Here is a 20,540-nt window from a genome sequence, read left to right on the forward strand (position 1 = left end):
GGCGTTCGCGGCCGTCCTCGTTCGCGGCCGTCCCCGTTCTCGGCCGGCCTACCGCTGCCAGAAGTTCGGTGTGAAGATGACGAGCACGGAGAGTATCTCCAGGCGGCCGATCCACATCAGGAAGACCATGTAGAGTTTGGCCGCGTCCGAGAACGGCTCGAAGCTGTTCATCGGGCCGACGACGCCGAAGCCCGGACCGATGTTGCCGAGCGTCGCGATGGCCGCGCTCGTCGCCTCCATCGCGGACAGATCCATCCCGGTGCGAAGGCCGTCGAGGAAGAGCAGGACCGACGAGACGCCGAAGAGCGTGATGAACACCATCACGAAGACGAAGATTCCCTGGATCGTCTCCTCGTCGACCGGCCCCTCGGCCATCCGGATCGGGCGGACGGCGTCGGGGTGGACGGTCGTGAACAGCTCCCGAGTCATCGTCTTCTGGACCACGTACCAGCGGACGATCTTGATCGACCCGGCCGCGGACCCGGCAGAACCGCCGAGGAACATCGCGAACAGGAGGACGAGCTGGGCCGACTCGCCCCACGTGTTGAAGTCCATGCTCGCGTAGCCCGTCGTCGTCACGATGGCCAGCGACTGGAACAGCGCCTGTCGCAGCGAGTTCTCCAGGTTCCCCGGCAGGACGGCGATGTTGGTCGGCACGTCCGCGAGCCCCAGTCCGGTGTACAGCAACACCGCCAGGAGTCCACCGACGGCGGCGACGGCGAGGACGTACGCCCGGAACTCCCTGTTCCCCGTGAGTCGCCGTGGCTCGCCGTTGAGGGCGTACCAGAACAGCGCGAAGTTGGTCCCCGCGATCAGCATGAACGGCATGACGGCCCACTGGATCACCGGAGAGAACGCCTCGACGCTCCGGGCCTCGGGGGAGAAGCCGCCGGTCGGCATCGTCGTCAGCGCGTGGGCGACGGCGTTGTACAGGTCCATGTTCGGCGCGTAGCCGGTAGCCCCCAGGACGTAGAACACCACCGCCGCCGTGACGGTGAACCCGGCGTAGATGCTCCACAGCGCACGTGCGGTCTCCTGGATCCGGGGCGTGAGCTTTTCGATGCTGAAACCGGGCGCCTCCTCGTTCATCACCTGCGCGCCACCGACCGATAGCTCCGACAGGATCGCGACCATCAGGACGATGATCCCCATCCCGCCGATCCACTGTGTCAGCTGTCGCCACAGCAGGATCGAGTGGGAGTGGTAGTCGACAGATATCGTTCCCATGACCGTCGACCCCGTCGTCGTGAACCCGCTCATGCTCTCGAAGAGGGCGTTGACGGGGTCGGCGAGGGTGCCCTGGCCGGCGACGAGGTACGGGATGGTCCCGACGAGCGGGACGGCGAGCCACGTGAGGCTGACCATCAGGAGCGCCTCACGCCGACCCAGTTCGCGGTCCTCGCGAAGCCGTTCGAGGCCGAAGCCGAGGACGACCATGACCAGTGAGGTGACGACGAACGGGCGGATGGGCTCCCCGTAGTAGAGCGCCACGAGGAGGACGGTGGCGGGGGCGAGGGCCAGCCGCGTCAGAATCGTGCCGATGAAACTCAGACTGGACCTGTAGTCGACGTAACTCTCGAACACTGGACCAACACCTCTCATTCGGATTACGTCGGGGTTCACGTCGAATCGGGACGTGGTTTTCGGGATGGAGTTCTCGTCACACCCGCCAGATTCTCGCCACACCCACCACTCCGAACGCGCGACACGCTTCTCTGGTGGGATCCGGCCGCTCCAGTGTGTCAATCGATAACGAGATATCGGGGGTCGAAAGTACTATCCCCGGCGCTGTGTACGGGGAGATATGAGCACTCCGCCGGGGGAGTATTACACAGAGGAACGGTGGCAAAACTGGATCGACCGCATCGAGGAGGAGGAGGTGGATCCGGAAAACGAAGACTCGGCGCGCCTATTGCTGAATTTACAGGACGACGCCGCGATCGCGATCGCGAAGATCATCACCGACTTCGAGGACGACGTCGTCGACGAGGAGACCGCGCTCGAGGAGATCGAGGGCGTGCGCGAGATCGTCCTCGACGAGGTCGACATCGACGACGAGGAGAAGGTGATGCTCATCGACGGCGTCCAGACCTCGCTCGTCTGCGTCTTCTACGCCGCCGAGGAGTTCGTCGTCGAGGGCCCCGCCGCCGAGGGCACCGTCGTCGAGTACGTCCAGGCCGCCGCCGATTCGGAGGCCGAGGAGGACCTCGACGCCGCGCTGGGCTACTGCGTCCAGGCCGGCACGCTCGTCATCGACGGCGCCGAACTCGACATGGAGTCGATCGGCGAACTGGAGTACGGGCTGGTCTCCGAGTGGGTGAACGGCCTCGACAGCCTCCAGACCGCCATGAGCGACCCGGAACTCGTCGAAGAAGACGAAGAAGACGCCGAAGACTGAACCGAGACGCAGTTTTTCGAGGGTGACCTGCGTGTCCGGGGAGCCGTGCGTGTCCGGGTAGCCGTGCGTGTCCGGGACGTGTGCTCCCTGTGCGCGTCGTTCGGTGTCTTCCGTGCGGATTCTGCTGTTGGGTTGATGTGTGAAGTGCTCGGATGTTTTGATGGGATAGCGCTGGAAGAAAGGAGACCGCTAACACCCAGAAAGCCCTCGGCGGGCTCTCTGAAGCCGGAACCAAGAAAGACAAGTCCTCGAAAGCCCTCGGCGTGCTCCGGCCCCGGGGCTCGCTGCGCTCCAGTAGGTGCTTGCGTCGCCCGGGTTCCCGGAGCCCGCCTCGCCCTTTCAGTCCTCCGAGGCCCGCACAGTACCGCAGCCCTGCCCTTCCCCTGGTCGCGAGGGCCTCGCTTTCGCTCGGCCACTCGCTCCCGGCCGGGCGGTTGCGGAGCGGTCAGGAAGCGTGATTCGCGCCGGACGGCGCGAATTCGGGGAGGTTTGGTGGATGTCATCCGCGAGCGCGTTTTATCGCGCGAGCGAGGCTGTGCCTGGAGGACTGAAAGGGCGAGGTGCGGTCGCGTGGCCTGCGCGGTCTTCGCGAGCGCAGCGAGCGAATGGCTCGATAGACGAGCGAAGCGAGTCTATCGGTGGCCCTATCCGAGCGACGGAGGAGCGAGGATATCCCGCACAGGGCGCGTCGAGCGCGCCGAGGGCTTTCGAAGTGTTTGCGGTATCGTTGTCGACTCCAGAGAGCGCGCCGAGGGCTTTCGAGGTGTTGTCGTTTCCAGTCGCGTCACCCGTTCGAAACCACCCAAACGATACCCCTACACACTGTACCAACCACTGGAGACGAATCACAGGCTGGTCACGGGAACTACCAGCACGAGCCCACAGATCGGTTGATCGCTCGACAGCAGTTGCGAGCCACTATCAAAAGCTGTAGCCGGGGAGGGAGACTTTTATCCGCCTTCGGAAAACCTTCCAGCGATGCGATTCCGGGACGACGAGCGCGGCCAGTCGGTGCAGATAGGCGCCGTCTTGCTGTTCGCGACGCTCATCGTCGCCTTCTCGTCGTACCAGGCGTTCGTCGTCCCACAGCAGAACCAGGCCGTCGAGTTCAGTCACAACCAGCAGGTCCAGGGGGAACTGCAGGACTTGCGCAACGCCATCGTCTCGATGCCGGGCGGCGGGAGCACGACGGCGACGTCGGTGACGCTCGGCACCACGTATCCGAGTCGCGCGCTGGCACAGAATCCGGGCCCGCCCAGTGGGTCGCTGCGGACGCAGGGAACCGGCGACGAGCGGGTCGCCTTCTCCGTCCGCAACGCGACGGCGACTGGCGAGACGGGCGACGTGTGGAACGGGTCGCTGCGCAGCTACGACACCGGTGTCGTCAGCTACGACCCGCGATACAACGTGTACGACGGTGCGCCGCTCTCCGTCTACGAACACTCGGTCCTCTACAACGAGTTCCGTTCGGGGACCATCGTCACGGCGGGCCAGACCGTCGTCGACGGGCGGACCATCTCGCTCGTGGCCGTCAACGGGTCGCTGGAACGGACCTCGACCGGAGCGACCAGCGTCGACGTCCGGCCGGTCAGTAGCGCCGAGGAGACGATTCTCGTCGAGGCGCCCGACGGCGACTCCCCGGTGACGGTGAACCTCACCTCGCGACTGTCGGCCTCGCGCTGGCAGACCCTCCTCGACGGGGAGGAGCACGTCCGCGATGTCACTGAACCGCCCTCGGACGCTCCCGGCGAGTTCCGGACCGTCCGGATCACGCTCGACCCGGGCGTAACCTACCGGCTCCAGCTCACCAAGGTCGGCGTGGGAACGCGCGTGACGGAAGAACCACCGGAGTACCTGACTCGCGAGGGCGGCCCCGTCGAACCGGTGACGAAGGGACAGTCGCGGGACGTCACCCTGGAGGTCCGCGACGCCTACAACAACCCCGTCTCCGGCGTGTCGGTCAACGCCAGCGTCGATGGCGATAACACGGGCTCACTCGCCCAGGAGATGGTCTACACGGACGGAGACGGCCACGCGACGTTCACCTACGAGACCACCGGGAGTACGAGCGCCGACACCCACCAGATCAACGCGACCACGAACGCCACCGCAGCGCTCGACGCGCGTCCCTTCGACGGGAGTCTGCCAAAGAACGTCACTGTCGACGTCAGGGTCCAGGGTGGCGGTGGCGGTGGTGGCGGCGGCGCCGGGGCCTACGACATCTCGTGGACGGACCCCCAGGACACGGACGGCAACGGCGGCGACGCCCTCTCGGACTGTTCCCAGTCCGCCTGCACCTGGGACGTCGGTGCCAGCGACGGCGACACGCTGGCGCTGGAGTCGGTCATCGACCCGACCTACGAGGGCGTCGACGTCGACTTCGCCGTCTCCGACTCGTCTGTCGGCACCGTCTCGCCCGGCAACGGGACGACTGGCAGTGACGGCGCCGCGACGACGACCCTCACCGCCCAGTCGGACGGCACCGTCGACGTGCTGGCCTCGACCAGCGAGGGAAGCGCCGTTATCGAAGTCACGGTGGAGAACGTGGAAGAGGCGTCCTCCTCTGAACAGGTCGGCTACGTGGATGGCAGTGGGACTGCGAGAGTCGGTGACGAGAGCCGCGTCGACTTCGACGTGCAGAATACGGGAAGCGAGAGCGCGACCATAACGGGAATCCGCGTCGAATCGACCGGGTCGAACCACGTTACCATCGCCGAGTACAACGGCGGATCCGGTGCTGGCCAGCACGAGGTGTACATAGCCGCCTCCACGCCTGGACGATTGGAGGTGAACAGCTACTCGATCGGGACGACGACCTCCCTGACTGCCTCAGCGACGCTAGCTCCCGGGGAGCAGGCGCAAGTGACGATGCTGAACTTCCGGAACAACGGTGGTAATACCGTCAGCGCCGCAGATGACGAACTTACTGTCACCCTGTTCTTCCAGGACGGCTCGTCGACGACCTTCTCGTTCGTCCCACCGGGATACTGATGACTTCTCTCTCCTCATCTCCGGGAAGGGAATCACAGTCGGGAAGCCGCGCCCAGTCGAGCACCGTCGGCATCGTCCTCTTGACGGCAGTCGTCGTCGTCTCCGTCGGGGCCGGGAGCGTCCTCTACCTCGGTAGTTCGGGTATCTCAGAGACGGCGTCGCCGCTTGTCGACGCCGACGTGGAACTCACGCCGTCGGCCGTCGTCGTCACGCACGCCGGCGGCGACCCCCTGGCGATGCCCGACCTGACGGTCGTCGTCCGCGCTGACGGGTCCTCGAACCGGCACTCGATCGACCCTGCCGCAGTGGACGGCGACGGCGACGACCGGTTCGAACCCGCCGAGGTGTGGCGCACGGGCCACGGACTCGTCGAACGGACCGAGGTCGTCGTACTCGTCGTCGATAGCTCTGCGAACGCGGTCCTGGTACGCGAGCACGCGACCGTCCCGCGGGGGTCGACGAACCGGGCCCCGTTCGCCAGCCTCTCGGTCGCACCAGGGGCGCCGGAATCCGACGCCTCCGCCGTCTTCGACGCGAGCGCGTCCGTCGACGACGAGGGCATCGTCGAGTACCGGTGGGACTGGGACGCCGACGGCACCGTCGACGAGACGACGACGGATCCCAGGGTGACTCACGCGTTCCCGGGGCGAGACGACTACGCGGTCACGCTGACCGTCGTCGACGCCGAGGGAGCGACCGACAGCGTGACCAGGACCGTGGCCGTCGGTGCCGCGGTCGAACTCGGCGACGTCGCGCTCTCCGACGGTGGCGAGGGCGATGGACTCGTCGCACCGGGCGACGAGGTGACCGTTACGGCCGACGTCGCCGAGGCCGGTCCGGGCGTCGATTCGGTGACGGCCGATGCCGGCGCCTTCGACGCGGGAACGGTGCCCCTGAGCGACGGTGACGACGATGGCACCTACGAGGGGTCGTTCACGGTCGGCGACTCGCCGGCGGAGGGCGACCAAGCCGTCGCCGTCACCGCGACGGACGACGCCGGGAACGCGGACTCGGCGACGACAGATCCGCTGACCGTCGACGCCACAGCACCGAGCATCGAGACGTTCGCCGTCTCGGACCAGAGTGAGGGGGGCTTCTACTGGATCTACTGGGAGTACGTCGAATCGTTCCGAGTCCAGTGGACCGTGACCGACGACCGACTGGTCGAGACGACGGTGTGGGTCAATCGCTCCGGGACGGTTCAGCAGTCCTACGATGGCGCATCCGGTGACGAAACGTACGAAAACGTTCGCGCGTATCAGGGCTCAGGACGCGACCACACGATGACGGTCGTCGCGACCGACGCTGCCGGGAATCGCGCCTGCCGCACCGTCACGGACACCGCCGATGGCACTGACCCGCCGCCGTCGGCGTACGATTCGTGCTGACGACGCTCTCGGGTTCGACACCCGTCGAACTCACAGTCGACAGTAACTTATAGCGGCGCAGTGAGTGCCTTCGTATGACAGCAGTCGGTATCGACGCCATCGAAATCTGGACGGGCAACCTGCGACTCGACCTCGCGGAGACGTTCGCCCCGGCACAGGACGAGGACCCGGGCAAGTACACGAAGGGCCTGGGCCTCAACGCGTCGTCGTTCCCCGACGTCTACGAGGACATCGTGACGATGGGGGCCAACGCCGCCCACCGGCTCATGGAGCGCAAGGGGCTCACGCCCGACGACATCGGCCGCATCGACGTCGCCACGGAGTCGGCCTTCGACAACTCCAAGCCGGTCTCCACCTACGTCGCCGGGTGCCTCGAATCGGTGTACGACGAGGACTTCCACCACGCGAACAAGGGCGAGCGGAAGTTCGCCTGCATCGCCGGTACGCAGAGCCTCGACGACGCCTACAACTGGATCCGCGCGGGCCGCCACCGCGGCAAGAAGGCCATCGTCATCGCCACCGACACGGCGCTGTACGCCCGCGACGACCCCGGCGAGGCGACCCAGGGCGCCGGCGCCGTCGCGATGCTCGTCGACGAGGACCCCAGCCTGGTCGAACTCTCGACCGAACAGGGTTTCGGCAGCGCCGACGAGACGGACTTCCTCAAGCCCAACCAGCAGTTCCCCTCCGTCGACGGCAAGCGCTCGATGAAGGTGTACCTCGCCCGCCTGCGCGAGGCCCTCGAAGACTACGAGAGCCAGGTCGGCGGCGTCCACCCCGAGGACTTCGAACTCGTCCCGTTCCACACGCCGTTCCCCGGCATGGTCCGCAAGGCCGCGGCGCTGGGCTACCGGCACATCATCCGCGACACCGACGTCGAGTTGACCGTCGCCGAGGAGATCGGCCGCCAGCCCCGCCCCGAGGAGTTCAAGACCCAGGAGCAGTACTTCGACGCCGTCACGGAGTACACCGACGCGCTCACCGAGACCGAGCGCTACCAGGCCTGGTACGCCGACACCATCGAACCGACCCTGGAGATCGCCCGCGAGGTCGGCAACTGGTACACCGGCTCGGTCCACGTCGCCCGCGCCGCCGGCCTCCGCCACGCCCGCCGGAACGACCGCGACCTCGACGACGCCAAACTCCTGCTCGCCTCCTACGGCTCCGGCGCCCAGGCGGAGATCCACCACGAGACCGTCGTCCCGGGCTGGGAGGACGAGATCGCCGAGCTCAACGTGGACGAACAGCTCGCCGACCGCTACGAAATCTCCTTCGAGGAGTACGAGCGCATCCACGACGCCCACAACCACGACTCCGAGACCGACGTCGAGGAACTCACCACGCCCAGCGAAGAGTTCGTCTTCGACGGCTGGGGCCGCATGGGCGAGCGCAAGTACCGGTACGTTCGGTAAGGTATTGCACCGACCGCGAACGGAGTGAGCGGTCGGCCTTTTTTCGCCGACGTTTTTCGAGGAGTGGTTCCCGCAGCGAACGGAGTGAGCGAGGAAACCCGACGATGAAAAAGGTCGAGGCAGTTCGTCTTCGACGGCTGGGGCCGCATGGGCGAACGGAAGTACCGGTACGTACGATAACGGAACGCTCGGGTAGGACGTCTCTGGGAGTTTTTGAGTGTTGGATCGTGCGTGTGTACTGAGCGGATGGTTCGTCGGAATTGCGCTGGAAGCAATGAGATTACCAACAACCAGAAAGCCCTCGACGGGCTCCGGCACCGAAAGACTCGCTTCGCTCGTCTTTCGAGCTCTCGTTCGCTCCGCTCACGAGAATCCCGGGGCTCGCTGCGCTCCAGTAGGTGCTTACTTCGCCCGGGTTCCCGGACCGCACCTCGTCCTTTCAGTCCACCAGGACCAGCACAGCACCGCAGCCCTGCCCTTCCCCTGGTCACGAGAGCCTCGCATTCGCTCGGCTACTCGCTCCCGGCCGGACGGTTGCGGAGCGGTGAGGACGCGTGATTCGGCGCGGACGCGCCGAATCCGGGGAGGATTGGCGGACTCAATCGCGAGCGCGTTTCATCGCGTGAGCGATGCGGAACCTGGTGGACTGAAAGGGCGAGGCGGGGTCGACGAAGCACGACACGTCAAGCACCGGAGCGAAGCGAGGAGCGCAGACTGTGGCGCGCGAGGCGAGCGCGCCGAGGGCTTTCTGAGTGTTGTTGGGGGTGCTGATTCCGACTCCAGAGAGCGTGCCGAGGGCTTTCGAGGTGTTATTGTCCTTAGTCACGTCGATAATTCGAACCCCCCTGATCGCTCACTACACTCACTATACTGAGCACCCAGTCCCGTACCAGCTGATTCCCTGCAGTCGCAAGTCGATCACTCAACCAGTCAGCGACCCAATTGAGCGGTGCATGACCGACGACAGCGATCAGAACGACGAGGGGGAGACACAGGACGAGAACCAGTACGGCGGGGGCGACCAGGACAAAGACGCCGTCGAGCAGACGGAGATGCGCGAGGACGACGAAGCGGAGGAGCGCAACGAGGAGTGACCACGGCAGGCACCTGCCCGTCCTGTCGACGAAATCCACTTTACCCACCGCGTCCTCCTGTCACACCGTGAGAGACTACCACGTCCACTCGAACTACTCGGACGGACGGTTCCTCTTCCAGATGGCCAGGGCCGCCGAGGAGGCGGGACTGGACGGCGTGGGCTTCGCCGACCACTGCACCGTCACCGAGCGCGAGGACCGCCGGGGCGAGCGGGCCGAGTACGCGTTCAACCTGGACATGACCTACGAACGCCGGCGGCGGGGGATCGGGCGGCTCCGCGAGGAGTTCGACCTGGCCGTCTACGACGCCGTCGAGATGGACTACGACCCGCGGGACGAAGGCGCCATCGGGTCGTTCCTCGACGAGGCCGGCTTCGACTACGCCGTCGGGAGCGTCCACGAACTCGACGGCGTCAACGTGCAGGTGCCGTCGTACTTCGCCGACCGGTCCGACGACGCGCTGGACGCGCTCGTGGACGAGTACTTCGACCGGCTGGTCTCGCTCGCCGAGTCGGAACTGTTCGACGTCGCTGCCCACCCGGACCTGATCGAGCGGACCGGACCGCTACGCGGACGAGCCACCGAGGCCCAGTACGACAGGGTCGCCGAGGCCTTCGCCGAGTCGCGGACCGTGCCGGAGATCAACGCCGGGCGGGCGCTGACCGACCTGGACCTTGTCCATCCGAGCGAGGGGCTCCTCGACGCGTTCCGGGAGTACGACGTGGGCGTGACGCTCGGGACGGACTCGCACTACCCCGACGAGATCGGTTCCCGGGCGGCGTTCCTCACCGACTTCGTCGCAGAACGGGACCTCGAACTGGCCGACCCGCCCGGACTGAACAGCTAAAGAGACAATTCGCGACTGGCCGCCGGTCAGGGCAACTCCCGCATCCCGGCGAGCATGTCGTCGATGTCGCCGTCGGCGATGGCCAGCGAGAACCCCTCGATGCGGGCGAGGTCGACGGCGTGGTCCCACAGGTCTTCCTCGTCGAGGCCGTGGAGGACGACGGCGTTGGGCGTCGGCGTCACGACCCGGAGGGCGACGAGTGGCGATTCCCCGCGGGTGACGTTGGTGAACACGAGCGCGCGGTTGGTCGACTGGCCGTAGAGCTGGTAGAACTCGTCCGACGAGAGTCGCGTGATCACTTCGATGGAGTTGATGACGGTGTGGCCGGCGACGGTGTCCCTGTCGCCGGCGACCAGTTCGGTCGCACCGATGGCGTCGTAGTAGCGTTCGAGCGGGATGTTCGCGGAGTACTCCCGGAGGTCCTGGACGACTTCGGAGTCGAACCCCGAGGAGAGGACGCGGGCGTGCTGGTGGATGAACTCGCCGCCGCGGTCCTCGTCGATGTCGAGCAGCGCGTCGACGACCCGGCGGACCACGCCGATGCCGGGGTTGTCCCGGCGTCCACTCTCGTAGTCGGAGACGACCGAGGGGGAGACGTCGAGGTTGCTCGCCAGTTCGGTCTGGGACACCTCGAAGTCGGTGCGCCACTTGCGGATGGTCTCGCCGGGATCGTTCGAGAGAGCCACCTCGCCGGCTATCTTCTCTGCCAGTTCCTCGCGAGGGCCGCGCGTCATTGAACTACTGGTGTAGTTATCCGACGCGGCAAAAAGGGTATCGAACGTCGGTCACGCCGCCGCTTCGCGTCGACTCTCTCCGGATGCGAGGACCGTTCCGACCGCTGCGCCGATAGTTCCGAAGACGGCGGGGTAGACGACCCCGGCCAGACCGATCGTGGTCACGAGCGTGGGCTGGCCCGTCGACCCTTCGACGCTGATGGTAAAGAGGACGGCACCGATCAGCGCGAGCGGGAGGTAGCCCGCGACGACGGCCGGCCCGATGCGGAGTGCGTCGCCGAGTTCGGTGGCGCCGGCCATCCGCGCGGCGGCCAGCCCGGCGATCAGGAGCAACGCCGGCGGAATCCCGTACAGGACGGTCGAGAAGGCCTCGGACTCGGCGATGAAGTTCACGGCCGACGTGCCGCCGAAGATGGGGACGTTGACGTTCAGCGTCGTCGTGGCGCCGTGGGCGTTGAAGAACACCCAGCCGACCATCTTCCAGGCCGCGCCGCCGTCGCCGAACGCCTCGGCGAGTTGCGCGATGGAAGAGTCGCGGACCGTGGAGATGGTCAGCGCGTACGTGAGGAGGTAGCCGAGTCCGAACGCGGCGACGCCACCGCCGATACCGCCGATCAGTCCGGTTCGCGATTCACTTGTGGGCATATCGGGTCGAACGGCGCGTGGTGTCGGTATATGTTTTGGGGAACCTGCCGCGTGAACAGAAAGACCGACTGTGTCGGTCGGAATTCGTCTCCAGCGTTCCCCGGTCACCAGTTCGTTCAGTCCCAGTTCATCTTCGCTGTCGTGTCCCTGCTGAAAATCGGTACAACCGACACTACGAGGCGGTTCCGGGACGCCGGACTCACTCGACCTGATCTGTCGTCGCCGCCGCGTCAGTCGTCCGTGCCCCGGACGGTCAGCACCGGCACTGGCGCGGTCCGCACGGTGCCCTCGGTGACGCTTCCCATGAGAAACCGGTCGACGCCGCTTCGTCCGTGGGTCCCCATGGCGACGAGGTCGACCGCCTCCTCGCCAGCGTACCGACCGATCGTCCGCCGGGGGTTCCCGAATTCCCTCGCGCGCACGACGTCCGTGGCGCCGGCGTCTTCCGCTCGCGCGACCGCTCGGTCCAGGATCGACTCCGCCCGTTCTTCGAAGACGTCGGTCGGCATCACCGCGTAGTCGTCACCACCGAACACCGAGGGATCGATCACCGTGAGCAGGTGGAGCGTGGCGTCCTGCTCGGCCGCGAGCGCGGCCCCTTCGTCGACAGCCCGCTTCGAGACGGCGCTGCCGTCGGTCGGCACGAGCACCGACTCCGGTGGATACCGCCGGGAGACGTCGTCGTCGGGCCTGACGGTGAGCACCGGCCGTGCCGCTTTCCGGGCGACGCGTTCGGTGACGCTCCCGAGGAGCATCCGGTCCAGCCCTCGCCGGCCGTGGGTCGCCATCACGATCAGGTCGACGTCGCGGTGGTCCGCGTACGCAAGTATCGTCCCGGAAGGGTCCCCCTGTTCGACCGTGGAGCGGACGTCCACGCCGCGGTCGGCCGCCCGGTCCTCGACGTCGGCCACGACCTCTTCCCCGTGTTGCTCCAGCGCGTCGACCACTTCGCCACCGACCCGGGTGACGCTGTTCTCGTTCGAGTTCGCGACGTAGAGCACTTCAAGCGTGGCGTCCTCTGCCGCTGCGAGGTCCAGCACGTAGTCGCGCACCGCGTTCGCGGCGTCGCTACCGTCGGTCGGGAACAGGATCCGGTCGTACATGTCCGAGTGTTCCCCCCGAACCGGGAAAAACACGTGGGGCGTTCCGGTCCGGGAGCCCGTGGCCGCGGTCCACACGACACGGACGTCCCGTCGGGCCGTCGCGGGGCCGAAGCGCTCCGCAACCAATAAACGCGCCTGCCGCCTGCTCCCTGTAATGACCGACTGGACGGAGAAGTATCGTCCGAGCACCCTCGCCGAGGTTCGCGGCAACGACAAGGCCCGGGACAAACTGAAGGAGTGGGCCGACTCGTGGGAGAACCACCGCAAAGCCGTCATCGTCCACGGCGCGCCGGGCATCGGGAAGACCTCTGCCGCCCACGCGCTGGCCAACGACATGGGGTGGCCGACCATCGAACTCAACGCCAGCGACTCGCGGACGAAGGACGTCATCGAGCGGGTCGCCGGCGAGGCCGCAAAGAGCGGCACGCTCACCGAGGGCGGCGCAGGTCGCCGTCTCGTCATTATGGACGAGGCGGACAACATCCACGGCAACGCCGACCGCGGCGGGTCGCGGGCGGTCACCTCGCTCGTGAAAGAGGCCGGCCAGCCGATGATCCTCATCGCCAACGAGTTCTACGACATGGGCAACGGGCTCCGCAACGCCTGTGAGGACATCGAGTTCCGCGACGTGGGGAAACGCTCCATCGTCCCCGTGCTCCGCGACATCCTCCGCCAGGAGGACGTCACCTTCGACGACGACGCGCTGACACAGATCGCCGAGATGAACGACGGCGACCTCCGGGGCGCCGTCAAGGACCTCCAGGCGCTGGCCGACGGGAAGGACCACCTCGCGGCCGACGACGTCGTCACCAGCGAGCGCGACAAGAGCGAGGGCATCTTCGACTACCTCGACGAGGTCATCAAGACCGCCGGCGCGGAGGAGGCGCTGAAGTCCTCCTACGACGTCGACGAGACGCCGGACGACCTCATCAACTGGATCGAGGACAACATGCCCAAAGATTACGAGGGCGCCGAACTCGCGAAGGCCTACGGTTTCCTCGCCAACGCAGACCGCTGGCTCGGCCGCGTCCGCGCCACGCAGAACTACACGTTCTGGAAGTACGCGGGCGACAACATGACCGCGGGCGTCGCGGCCTCGCGCGACGGGAAGAAGAGCGGCTGGACGCGCTACGGCCCGCCGAGCTACTGGTCCAAGCTCGGTCGCTCGAAGGGCACCCGCAACACACGCGACCACATCGCCCAGCAGATCGCCGCGGTCAACGGCGTCTCGATGCGCACCGCCCGCCGCGACGTGATGCCGTTCCTCGCGACAATGACCCACCACTGCAAGAACCGGGAACTCACCGTCGCGATGGCGGCCCAGTACGACATGGACGCCTCCCACGTCTCCTTCGTCACCGGCAGCGGGAAGGACACCAACAAGGTCCAGTCCATCGTCGAGGACGCCGAAGAACTGAAAGAAGCGCAGGCGGTCGAACACTCCGACGGCGCCTTCGAGGGGGCGATGGCCGGCCAGACAGACGTCGACGGTGCCGGAGACGACGCGGACGAGAGCGACGCCGACGACGAAGACGTCGAACAGGCGGCCCTCGACGACGGTGCGGAGGACGCCGAGACGGCAGAAGACGAAGACAGCGACGATTCGATCGATTCGCAGGACGCCGAAGAGGACGAGAGCCAGTCCGGGCTCTCCGATTTCATGTAACGCGCGCGGTCGCGTCACCGCGGGTCGTTGCTGCAGCGGGATGCCCCGCTGGTGACGGAGTGCCTACGCCGTCTCGTTCTCGGGCGTGGGCGAGTCCGCCGGGGTCGCCGGTTCCTCGGTCGGCGTGTCGGTCTCCGTGGGCGTCTCGGTCGCTTCCGGCGTCGGCGTGTCTTCCGGGGTGGGCGTGTCCGTCGGCGTCGGTGAAGGTGTGTCCGTCGCCGTCGGTGAGGGTGTCTCCGTCGGCGTCGGCGATTCGGTCTCCGTCGGCGTCTCGGTTTCCGCGCGCGGTTCGAGCAGGCCCGGCACGTCGGCGGCGGTCGGGCCGGCCGACGAGACGTTCAAGAGGTCGAAGTTCGAGAGGTTCAGCGTCCAGGTGACCGACTCGTCGGTGGACTCGGGCGTCCACTCGACGACGACGAAGTTCTCGCCGGTTTCGAGCACCGCGGGCGGTTCGCCGGCGACGTCACCGCTGGTGAACTGGCTCTCGGCCGGTTCCATCGGCGCGTCGTTGGGGTTGTCGTAGCTGAAGTTGACCACCGCCGTCTCGTTGTCGACGACCTCGACCGGTTCGCTGGCGAGCGTCGGCAGTTCGGGCCTGACGTCCTCGCGGCACTGTTCGGCGTTGGGCTGTGCGGCCGAGAGGTCCTCCTGGCCGGTCGGACTCGCAGCGCTGTTCACGTTCGCGACGAAACTCCGGTTTGGCTCACCGAACGCGCCGGGATCCGCGACCTGGATCACCAGCGTTCCGTCGTCGGTCACCGCCGTCTCGTTCTGCTCGCCGATAGTGACGAGCGTCTGGCCGTCGACCGGTCGATCGGTCGGGACGTCGATGGGCGTCCAGCTGTACTCGTTCGTCGCGTTCCCGTCCTCGGCGTAGTAGCCGAGCGTGACGCCGAGTCGGTCGTAGCTCCCGGCGACCTGTGCAGTGGTGCAGTTGAGATACTCCACGCCCGGTTCGGCCTCGGCTTCGACCGTGAGCGTCCCCGTCGCGTTGTCCGCTGGCGTGAACACGCCGTGTTCGTACTCGCCGGGTGCGAGGCCGCTCGTATCGACGTCCGCGAAGGTGACGTTCGACGAGTTACCGGCGTCGAGTTCGAGTTCCTGGTCGGCCACTGTCGTCCCGTCGATTCGGAGTTCCACGGTCTGTACGGCGGACTCGCCGCCGTCGTTCGCGACCGTCGCGGAGACGGTGATCGACTCGCCCTGGCTGACGTTCGCTTCGGCGGGGGCCAGGTCAGAGACAGTGAACGAGGCCGGTGCCTCCTCGGACTGTGCCAGGACGTACACACCGTCCTCTGTCAGGGTGGTCTCGACGCTTCCGTTGGCGTCGCCGGCGTCGAACGTCTCCACCTGGGTCCACTCACTCCCGTCGTGGCGCCACAGTTCGACCTCGGCGTCGGGGTCTGCACGCTGGTACGCGAGCGTCGCGTCGGTGCTGTTCTCGAGTTCGGTGACGTTCAGGCCGTCCTGGAGCGCCGTCGCGTTCTCGGGGAGCGCCGGGAGTTCGTCGCCGTCGACGACGTCGAGCGTCACGGCCTCCTCGTCGAAGGCCAGCGAGCCGACGGGGTCCAGTCGCAGGTCGGTGGCCGTGAACGGTCCGGGCGCGAAGCCGGTGTCACGCGGGTTGAGTTCGGCGTCGGTGTGATTCCGGACGGTGACGTTGTCGAGCGTCTGGGTACTGATGAAGTTCGAGCTGATCCCGGCCCCGTCGTTGTCCGCGACCAGCGAGTCGCGCACGACGTTCTCGGCGCTGTCCGAGAAGTGGATCCCGTTCTGGCCGTTGTCGGCGACGACGAGTCCGGAGAGCGTGTTGCCCGACGCGCCGACGCCGACGAAGACGCCCTCCTGTCCGTTCCCGCTCGCGTTCACCTGGCTGAACTCGCTATCCTGGACCAGGTCCCAGAGGTGGAGCCCGTACCCGTCGTTCGCGGAGACGTTGATTCGCTCGGCCGTCACGTTCTCCGTCTCCCAGAGGCGGATACCAGCGCCGTTTCGGGTGGCCGAGAGGTTCTCGAACGCGGATCCGCTGGCGCTGACGAGGAACGCACCGTTGCCGTCGTTCTCGGTTATCGTGACGTTCTCCAGCCGGGCCTGTGCCGGCACGTCGTCGCTGAAGTTACCGATTGCGACGCCGTCGTTCCAGTTCCGGACCTCGAGGTTCCGGACCGTGACGTTCTCGACGTCGTTTCCGTCGGGATCGTAGGTCTGGATTCCGGTACTGTTCTCCCCGCCGGCGCCGACGAGGGCGCTGTCGTTCCCATCTATCACCACGTCGCTGGCTTCGATCCTGAGACAGACGCCGTCGGTGTCGCCCTCGACGTCCCCCGCCAGTTCGTACTGGCCGGCCTCGTCGACGACGGTGCAGGAGTCGATGGTTCGCTCGCCGTCCTCGGGTGGTTCCGCACCCTCGACGGTGATCACGTGTTCCGTCTCGCTGTTCACCGGGACGGTCGTGCCGTCGTCGGCCACCGCGGTCAGCGTGTAGTTTCCGGGCTCGAACGCCGCCGTGACGTTCGACTCGGGACCGACGTCGACGGTCTGGTTCGCCGCGTCGCTCGCGTTCGCGTCCGTCGCGTTCGCGGTGACCGTCACGGCCACGTCGTTCGGGTTGTCGACGGTGACGTTCTCACCTTCGACGGTGACGTTCAGGCTGTCGACGCCCTCGTCGGGTTCCGCGACCTGAATGTCCAGGGCCGACTCGTTCTCGAGGAGCACTTCGCGCTCGTCGTCGCTCTCACCCGTCAGCGTGTAGTTTCCGGGCTGGAACTGCTCGGTGACGTTCGCACCGGCGCTGACGTTCAGGGTTCGCTCGCCCTCCGACTCGTTCGTCGCGGTGACCGTGACGTTGGTCTCGCTCGGATTCTCGACAGTGACGTTCTGCCCGCTCACCGAGACGGTCAGATCGATGGGCTCGTCCGGTTCTGGCGTATCGGGCGTGTCTGGGGTGCCGGGGGGCTCCGCGGACTCGATACTGAACTCGAAGGCGTCCTGTCCGTTTATCTGGACGGCCGTGCCATCGGTGATCTCGGCCGTCGCCGTGTAATTCCCGGGTCCGAACGCTCGGGTCAGGTCCCAGTCGGCGGGCACCTGGAACGACGTCTCCTCGTCGCCGGTGACCTTGACGGTGACGCGCTCGTCGTTCGGGTTCGCGACCGAAAGGCTCCCGTTCTCGACGCTCGCGGTCAGGGACTGCAGCGCGTCCCCGACCGAGACGGTCAGTTCCGCCCGGCCCGCGAGTTCCACGTCCTGGCCGTCGGCGGTCTCGGCGGTGAGGGTGTAGGTTCCCCGGTCGCGCTGGAGGTTCGTCGACTCGCCGGGTGCCAGCGTCACCGTCTCCAGGTCGCCGTCCTGGCTCGTTATCGTCACCGTCACGGCGACGTCGTTGGGGTTCGCGAGGAAGATGGTCTCGCCCTCCGCCGAGGCGAAGAGGCTCCGGAGTTGCTCGTCGCCGTCGGCCCCGTCACCGTCGTCGGGGTCCTGGGCCGACCCTTTCGCGTAGTTGTATATCGTCACGTCCACGTCGACGTTCAGCTGCGCGGCGGTCGCCGCGGTGTCGGCGGCGGCGTCGCGGGTGATGATCTGCGTCTGCTCGACGGTGACTTCCTGGCGCTGGGTCAGCGCGAGCGACCCCTCGGAGGCCCCGCGTGCGGCCGACTGGATCTGGACGACGTTCGCCGTCTGGTGTTGTGACAGTGCTCCGCCGGCGGCGCTCTCGCTGATGATCTGGATCTGGACGACGTTGATCTCCTGTATCTGGATGACTGTGCCCTGGCCGGCGCCCGCCGCCGCGGCCTGGATCTGTTCGACGTTCACGACCTGGCGCTGGGCGGCCGAGCCGGCGGCGCCCTTCGCCGCGCCGGTTGCGGCGTACTGTATCTGGGTGATGCTGACTGACTGGGACTGGACGAGCACGCCCTTCGCCGCGCCGGTCGCAGCCGCCTGGATCTGGGTGACGCTCGCCGTCTGGGACTGGCTGATCGCTCCCTTCGCCGCGCCGTAGGCGGCCGACTGGATCTGGGTGACCGACACCGACTGGCTCTGTTCGAGCGCGCCCTTGCAGGCCCCTCGTGCGGCGGCCTGCACCTGCTCGACGCTGACATTCTGTTCCTGGGTGACTGACAGCGCACCCTCGGCGGCCCCCATCGCGGCGACCTGTATCTGCTTGACCGACGCGGTCTGACGCTGCTCGACCGCGACGGACTGGTTCTGGCTGAGCGCTCCCTCCGCGGCGCCGACCGCCGCGGACTGGCGCTGCTCGACGGAGACGTTCTGCGTCTGGGTCAGCGCGCCGAACGCGGCGCCCTGGGCCGCTTCACGGATGGCGCCGGGGTGAGCTTTCTCCCGCGACTCGTTCTCGTCGCGCTTGCCCGCTTCGTGGGCCGCGCCCGCCGCCGCGCCCTGGGCGACTATCTGGACCTGTTCGACCGTCGCGTTCTGCTGCTGGGCGACGGCGCCGTGGGTCGCCCCGAACGCGGCGTGCTGGAGCTGGGTCGCGCTCGCGTTCTGGGACTGGGAGAGCGCGCCGCCCGCCCCGCCGGCCGTCGCGTTCTGGACTTGCTCGACACTGACGTTCTGGCTCTGGAGGAAGGTCCCGGTGACCGCGCCGTAGGAGGCGTTCTGGACCTGCTCGACGGAGGCGTTCTGGTACTGGGCCACCGCGTCGACGGTTCCGTTCACCGCGGCGGCGCGCTGGGACTGGTTCACCGAGACGCCCTGTCGCTGGAGCGCCGCGATGGCCTCGTCGACACCGGCCTCGGCGGCCTCGCGCGTCTCCCCGTCGACCGAGTCGTTGTCGGTCTCGTTCGCACCCGTCTGGCCGACCTGCGCCGGTGGCGTGGTCCACTGCTCGTCCGCCGCCGGCGCGTCGGTCTGCTGGAGGGGGCCGTGCTCGACGTTCGCCGGCGGTGCGTCCGCCCCGCTCTCCGTCGTCGCGGCCCCCGCTCCCCCTATCGCCATCGGGGCCGCGACGCTGAGGACTAACGCCAGCGTCACGGCGACGACTGGCCACCTGCGTGCGACCCGGTGGGCGTGTGTTGGCGGCTCGGTCGCTCCGTCGTCACGCGGTTCCATGCCAGGCGACTACCGACAAGACGCGCTTAAACAGCGCCTATCGTTTCCCGGAGTTGGGTCCGGTTGCCCGCAGTAACGTCGGGCAAACCGGGGCCCTCTCCCCGTTCAGACGGCCGTCGCGGTCCCTTCCGGGCGTCGGCAGTGATTCCGTGCCGTAGGAGGTGTCAAATTCGGTCCCGCGTGACGTTCGTCAGTGGCGAGTATCTGGAAACGGGGTGGCGCCGCTGGGCCAGGGAGGCACCGACTATTCGACGTCTGCGTCCGAAATCGTTCCGTGGCCTGTGCGACGTCGGCCGTCGCAGGTCAACTCTCAGACGTGTCACCGTTCGCGACCTCCCAATTGCTCGTTTCAGTCCGCTCGAACGCCGGAGAGACCGCCGACCGTCGAGTGCTTCGAGAGCGTCCAGACCACCGCGAGGAGCGCCAGCAGGACGACGATCGCGCCGACGTCCGTCAGCGCCTGGTCGAGGCCGAACTTTCGGCGCGCGACGAGCATATCGAGCCACGTGACGGTGCTCCCGACGGCCAGAAGCGACCGGGTCCGACCGAGGCCGTGCGCGTGTGCCCACAGCGCCCCCGCTGCGAGCCCGCACGAGAGCAGGAACGAGACGGCGTAGAAGCCGACGAGCGCCCAGAGGGGCATCACGACGAGGGAGCCGTCGAGGACGAGGTGGAGCGGGACGAGTGCGATCGCGGCGATCACCAGTGTCCGTAGCGTCTCGACCGAGGGCGTCTCGACGGCCCAGGCACACGCGGCAGTCAGACACAGGATGATCAGCGACGCGGTGACGAAGTGGGCGGCGGTGATGACCGCGGTGAACTCCGTGACGGTGAGCGCGCCGAGGATGATCTGGGACGGCAACAGTGCGACGGCGGCGGTGACGGCCCACTTCACGCGGCGGTCGTCCTGTTCGCGCCAGACCAGGTACAGCGTCGCCAGCAGCGCGAATCCGACGAGCATCGCCAGCAGGCGGTGGGACCACTCGACGAAGCTCGTCCAGTTGGCCGGAAACAGGCCGAGCCAGCCGTCACAGAACGGCCAGCGGCGTTCGCAGGTCAGTCCCGCCCCCACGAAGGCGGTGTAGAGCCCGACCAGCATCAGGACGAGCGTCGCCGCAGTCGACCCGAACAGGAGGTTCCGAAACCGGCGATCCATGGCGCCGGCTTGGGTCCTGAGGTATATAGGTCCCCC

Annotated in this window: 13 protein-coding genes; 7 read left to right on the forward strand and 6 right to left on the reverse strand. The window is 67.2% G+C overall.

Annotation, left to right across the window (positions count from 1 at the left end; all coding sequences use genetic code 11):
* Positions 1-48: 48 nt before the first annotated feature.
* The gene (locus BM337_RS05420; RefSeq protein ID WP_394327760.1) at positions 49-1,584 is read right to left on the reverse strand and encodes a TrkH family potassium uptake protein; all 1,536 of its coding nucleotides are present in this window, start codon (positions 1,582-1,584) and stop codon (positions 49-51) included.
* Between the two features lie 220 nt (positions 1,585-1,804).
* Between BM337_RS05420 and BM337_RS05425 the strand changes: the two genes are divergently transcribed.
* From BM337_RS05425 to BM337_RS05445, 6 genes are all read left to right on the forward strand, one after another.
* Positions 1,805-2,398: a DUF2150 family protein gene (locus BM337_RS05425; RefSeq protein WP_089814659.1), complete on the forward strand. Its 594-nt coding sequence runs from the start codon at positions 1,805-1,807 to the stop codon at positions 2,396-2,398.
* A gap of 978 nt (positions 2,399-3,376) precedes the next feature.
* Positions 3,377-5,389, forward strand: coding sequence for an Ig-like domain-containing protein (locus BM337_RS05430; RefSeq protein WP_089814661.1), 2,013 nt, complete (start codon positions 3,377-3,379; stop codon positions 5,387-5,389).
* Positions 5,389-6,777 (forward strand): PKD domain-containing protein, encoded by a 1,389-nt coding sequence (locus tag BM337_RS05435; protein ID WP_089814663.1) that lies wholly within the window; start codon positions 5,389-5,391, stop codon positions 6,775-6,777. The genes BM337_RS05430 and BM337_RS05435 overlap by 1 nt, the downstream gene beginning before the upstream one ends.
* 74 nt (positions 6,778-6,851) lie before the next feature.
* A complete protein-coding gene (gene hmgB, locus BM337_RS05440; protein WP_089814665.1) occupies positions 6,852-8,189 on the forward strand; it encodes a hydroxymethylglutaryl-CoA synthase in 1,338 nt (445 codons plus the stop codon).
* 953 nt (positions 8,190-9,142) lie between these two features.
* Positions 9,143-9,283 (forward strand): hypothetical protein, encoded by a 141-nt coding sequence (locus BM337_RS20980; RefSeq protein ID WP_177227186.1) that lies wholly within the window; start codon positions 9,143-9,145, stop codon positions 9,281-9,283.
* A gap of 67 nt (positions 9,284-9,350) precedes the next feature.
* Positions 9,351-10,130, forward strand: coding sequence for a PHP domain-containing protein (locus BM337_RS05445; RefSeq protein ID WP_089814666.1), 780 nt, complete (start codon positions 9,351-9,353; stop codon positions 10,128-10,130).
* 26 nt (positions 10,131-10,156) lie between these two features.
* Here BM337_RS05445 and BM337_RS05450 read toward each other — a convergent pair whose 3' ends face one another.
* The 3 genes from BM337_RS05450 to BM337_RS05460 form a co-directional block, all read right to left on the reverse strand.
* Positions 10,157-10,864, reverse strand: coding sequence for a helix-turn-helix domain-containing protein (locus BM337_RS05450; protein WP_089814668.1), 708 nt, complete (start codon positions 10,862-10,864; stop codon positions 10,157-10,159).
* A gap of 51 nt (positions 10,865-10,915) precedes the next feature.
* A complete protein-coding gene (locus tag BM337_RS05455) occupies positions 10,916-11,509 on the reverse strand; it encodes a DUF7978 family protein (RefSeq protein WP_089814670.1) in 594 nt (197 codons plus the stop codon).
* A gap of 230 nt (positions 11,510-11,739) precedes the next feature.
* A complete protein-coding gene (locus BM337_RS05460) occupies positions 11,740-12,612 on the reverse strand; it encodes a universal stress protein (RefSeq protein ID WP_089814672.1) in 873 nt (290 codons plus the stop codon).
* A gap of 154 nt (positions 12,613-12,766) precedes the next feature.
* On the opposite strand from BM337_RS05460, the gene BM337_RS05465 reads away from it, so the two are divergent.
* Positions 12,767-14,278, forward strand: a complete 1,512-nt coding sequence (locus BM337_RS05465) for a replication factor C large subunit (protein WP_089814674.1) — start codon at positions 12,767-12,769, stop codon at positions 14,276-14,278.
* Between the two features lie 63 nt (positions 14,279-14,341).
* On the opposite strand, the gene BM337_RS05470 is transcribed toward BM337_RS05465, so the two are convergent.
* Together BM337_RS05470 and BM337_RS05475 are read right to left on the reverse strand one after the other, a co-directional pair.
* Positions 14,342-19,348: a right-handed parallel beta-helix repeat-containing protein gene (locus tag BM337_RS05470; protein WP_089814676.1), complete on the reverse strand. Its 5,007-nt coding sequence runs from the start codon at positions 19,346-19,348 to the stop codon at positions 14,342-14,344.
* 349 nt (positions 19,349-19,697) lie between these two features.
* Positions 19,698-20,504: a COX15/CtaA family protein gene (locus BM337_RS05475; protein ID WP_089814678.1), complete on the reverse strand. Its 807-nt coding sequence runs from the start codon at positions 20,502-20,504 to the stop codon at positions 19,698-19,700.
* Between the last annotated feature and the right edge of the window lie 36 nt (positions 20,505-20,540).

The organism is Halomicrobium zhouii, assembly GCF_900114435.1.
Taxonomy (GTDB): Archaea; Halobacteriota; Halobacteria; order Halobacteriales; family Haloarculaceae; genus Halomicrobium; species Halomicrobium zhouii.

Bases quoted from the DNA above. Each gene is read 5' to 3' on its own strand.
- BM337_RS05425 (WP_089814659.1), top strand. From the start codon at position 1,805: ATGAGCACTCCGCCGGGGGAGTATTACACAGAGGAACGGTGGCAAAAC.
- BM337_RS05430 (WP_089814661.1), top strand. From the start codon at position 3,377: ATGCGATTCCGGGACGACGAGCGCGGCCAGTCGGTGCAGATAGGCGCC.
- BM337_RS05435 (WP_089814663.1), top strand. From the start codon at position 5,389: ATGACTTCTCTCTCCTCATCTCCGGGAAGGGAATCACAGTCGGGAAGC.
- hmgB (WP_089814665.1), top strand. From the start codon at position 6,852: ATGACAGCAGTCGGTATCGACGCCATCGAAATCTGGACGGGCAACCTG.
- BM337_RS20980 (WP_177227186.1), top strand. From the start codon at position 9,143: ATGACCGACGACAGCGATCAGAACGACGAGGGGGAGACACAGGACGAG.
- BM337_RS05450 (WP_089814668.1), bottom strand. From the start codon at position 10,864: ATGACGCGCGGCCCTCGCGAGGAACTGGCAGAGAAGATAGCCGGCGAG.
- BM337_RS05455 (WP_089814670.1), bottom strand. From the start codon at position 11,509: ATGCCCACAAGTGAATCGCGAACCGGACTGATCGGCGGTATCGGCGGT.
- BM337_RS05460 (WP_089814672.1), bottom strand. From the start codon at position 12,612: ATGTACGACCGGATCCTGTTCCCGACCGACGGTAGCGACGCCGCGAAC.
- BM337_RS05465 (WP_089814674.1), top strand. From the start codon at position 12,767: ATGACCGACTGGACGGAGAAGTATCGTCCGAGCACCCTCGCCGAGGTT.
- BM337_RS05470 (WP_089814676.1), bottom strand. From the start codon at position 19,348: ATGGAACCGCGTGACGACGGAGCGACCGAGCCGCCAACACACGCCCAC.
- BM337_RS05475 (WP_089814678.1), bottom strand. From the start codon at position 20,504: ATGGATCGCCGGTTTCGGAACCTCCTGTTCGGGTCGACTGCGGCGACG.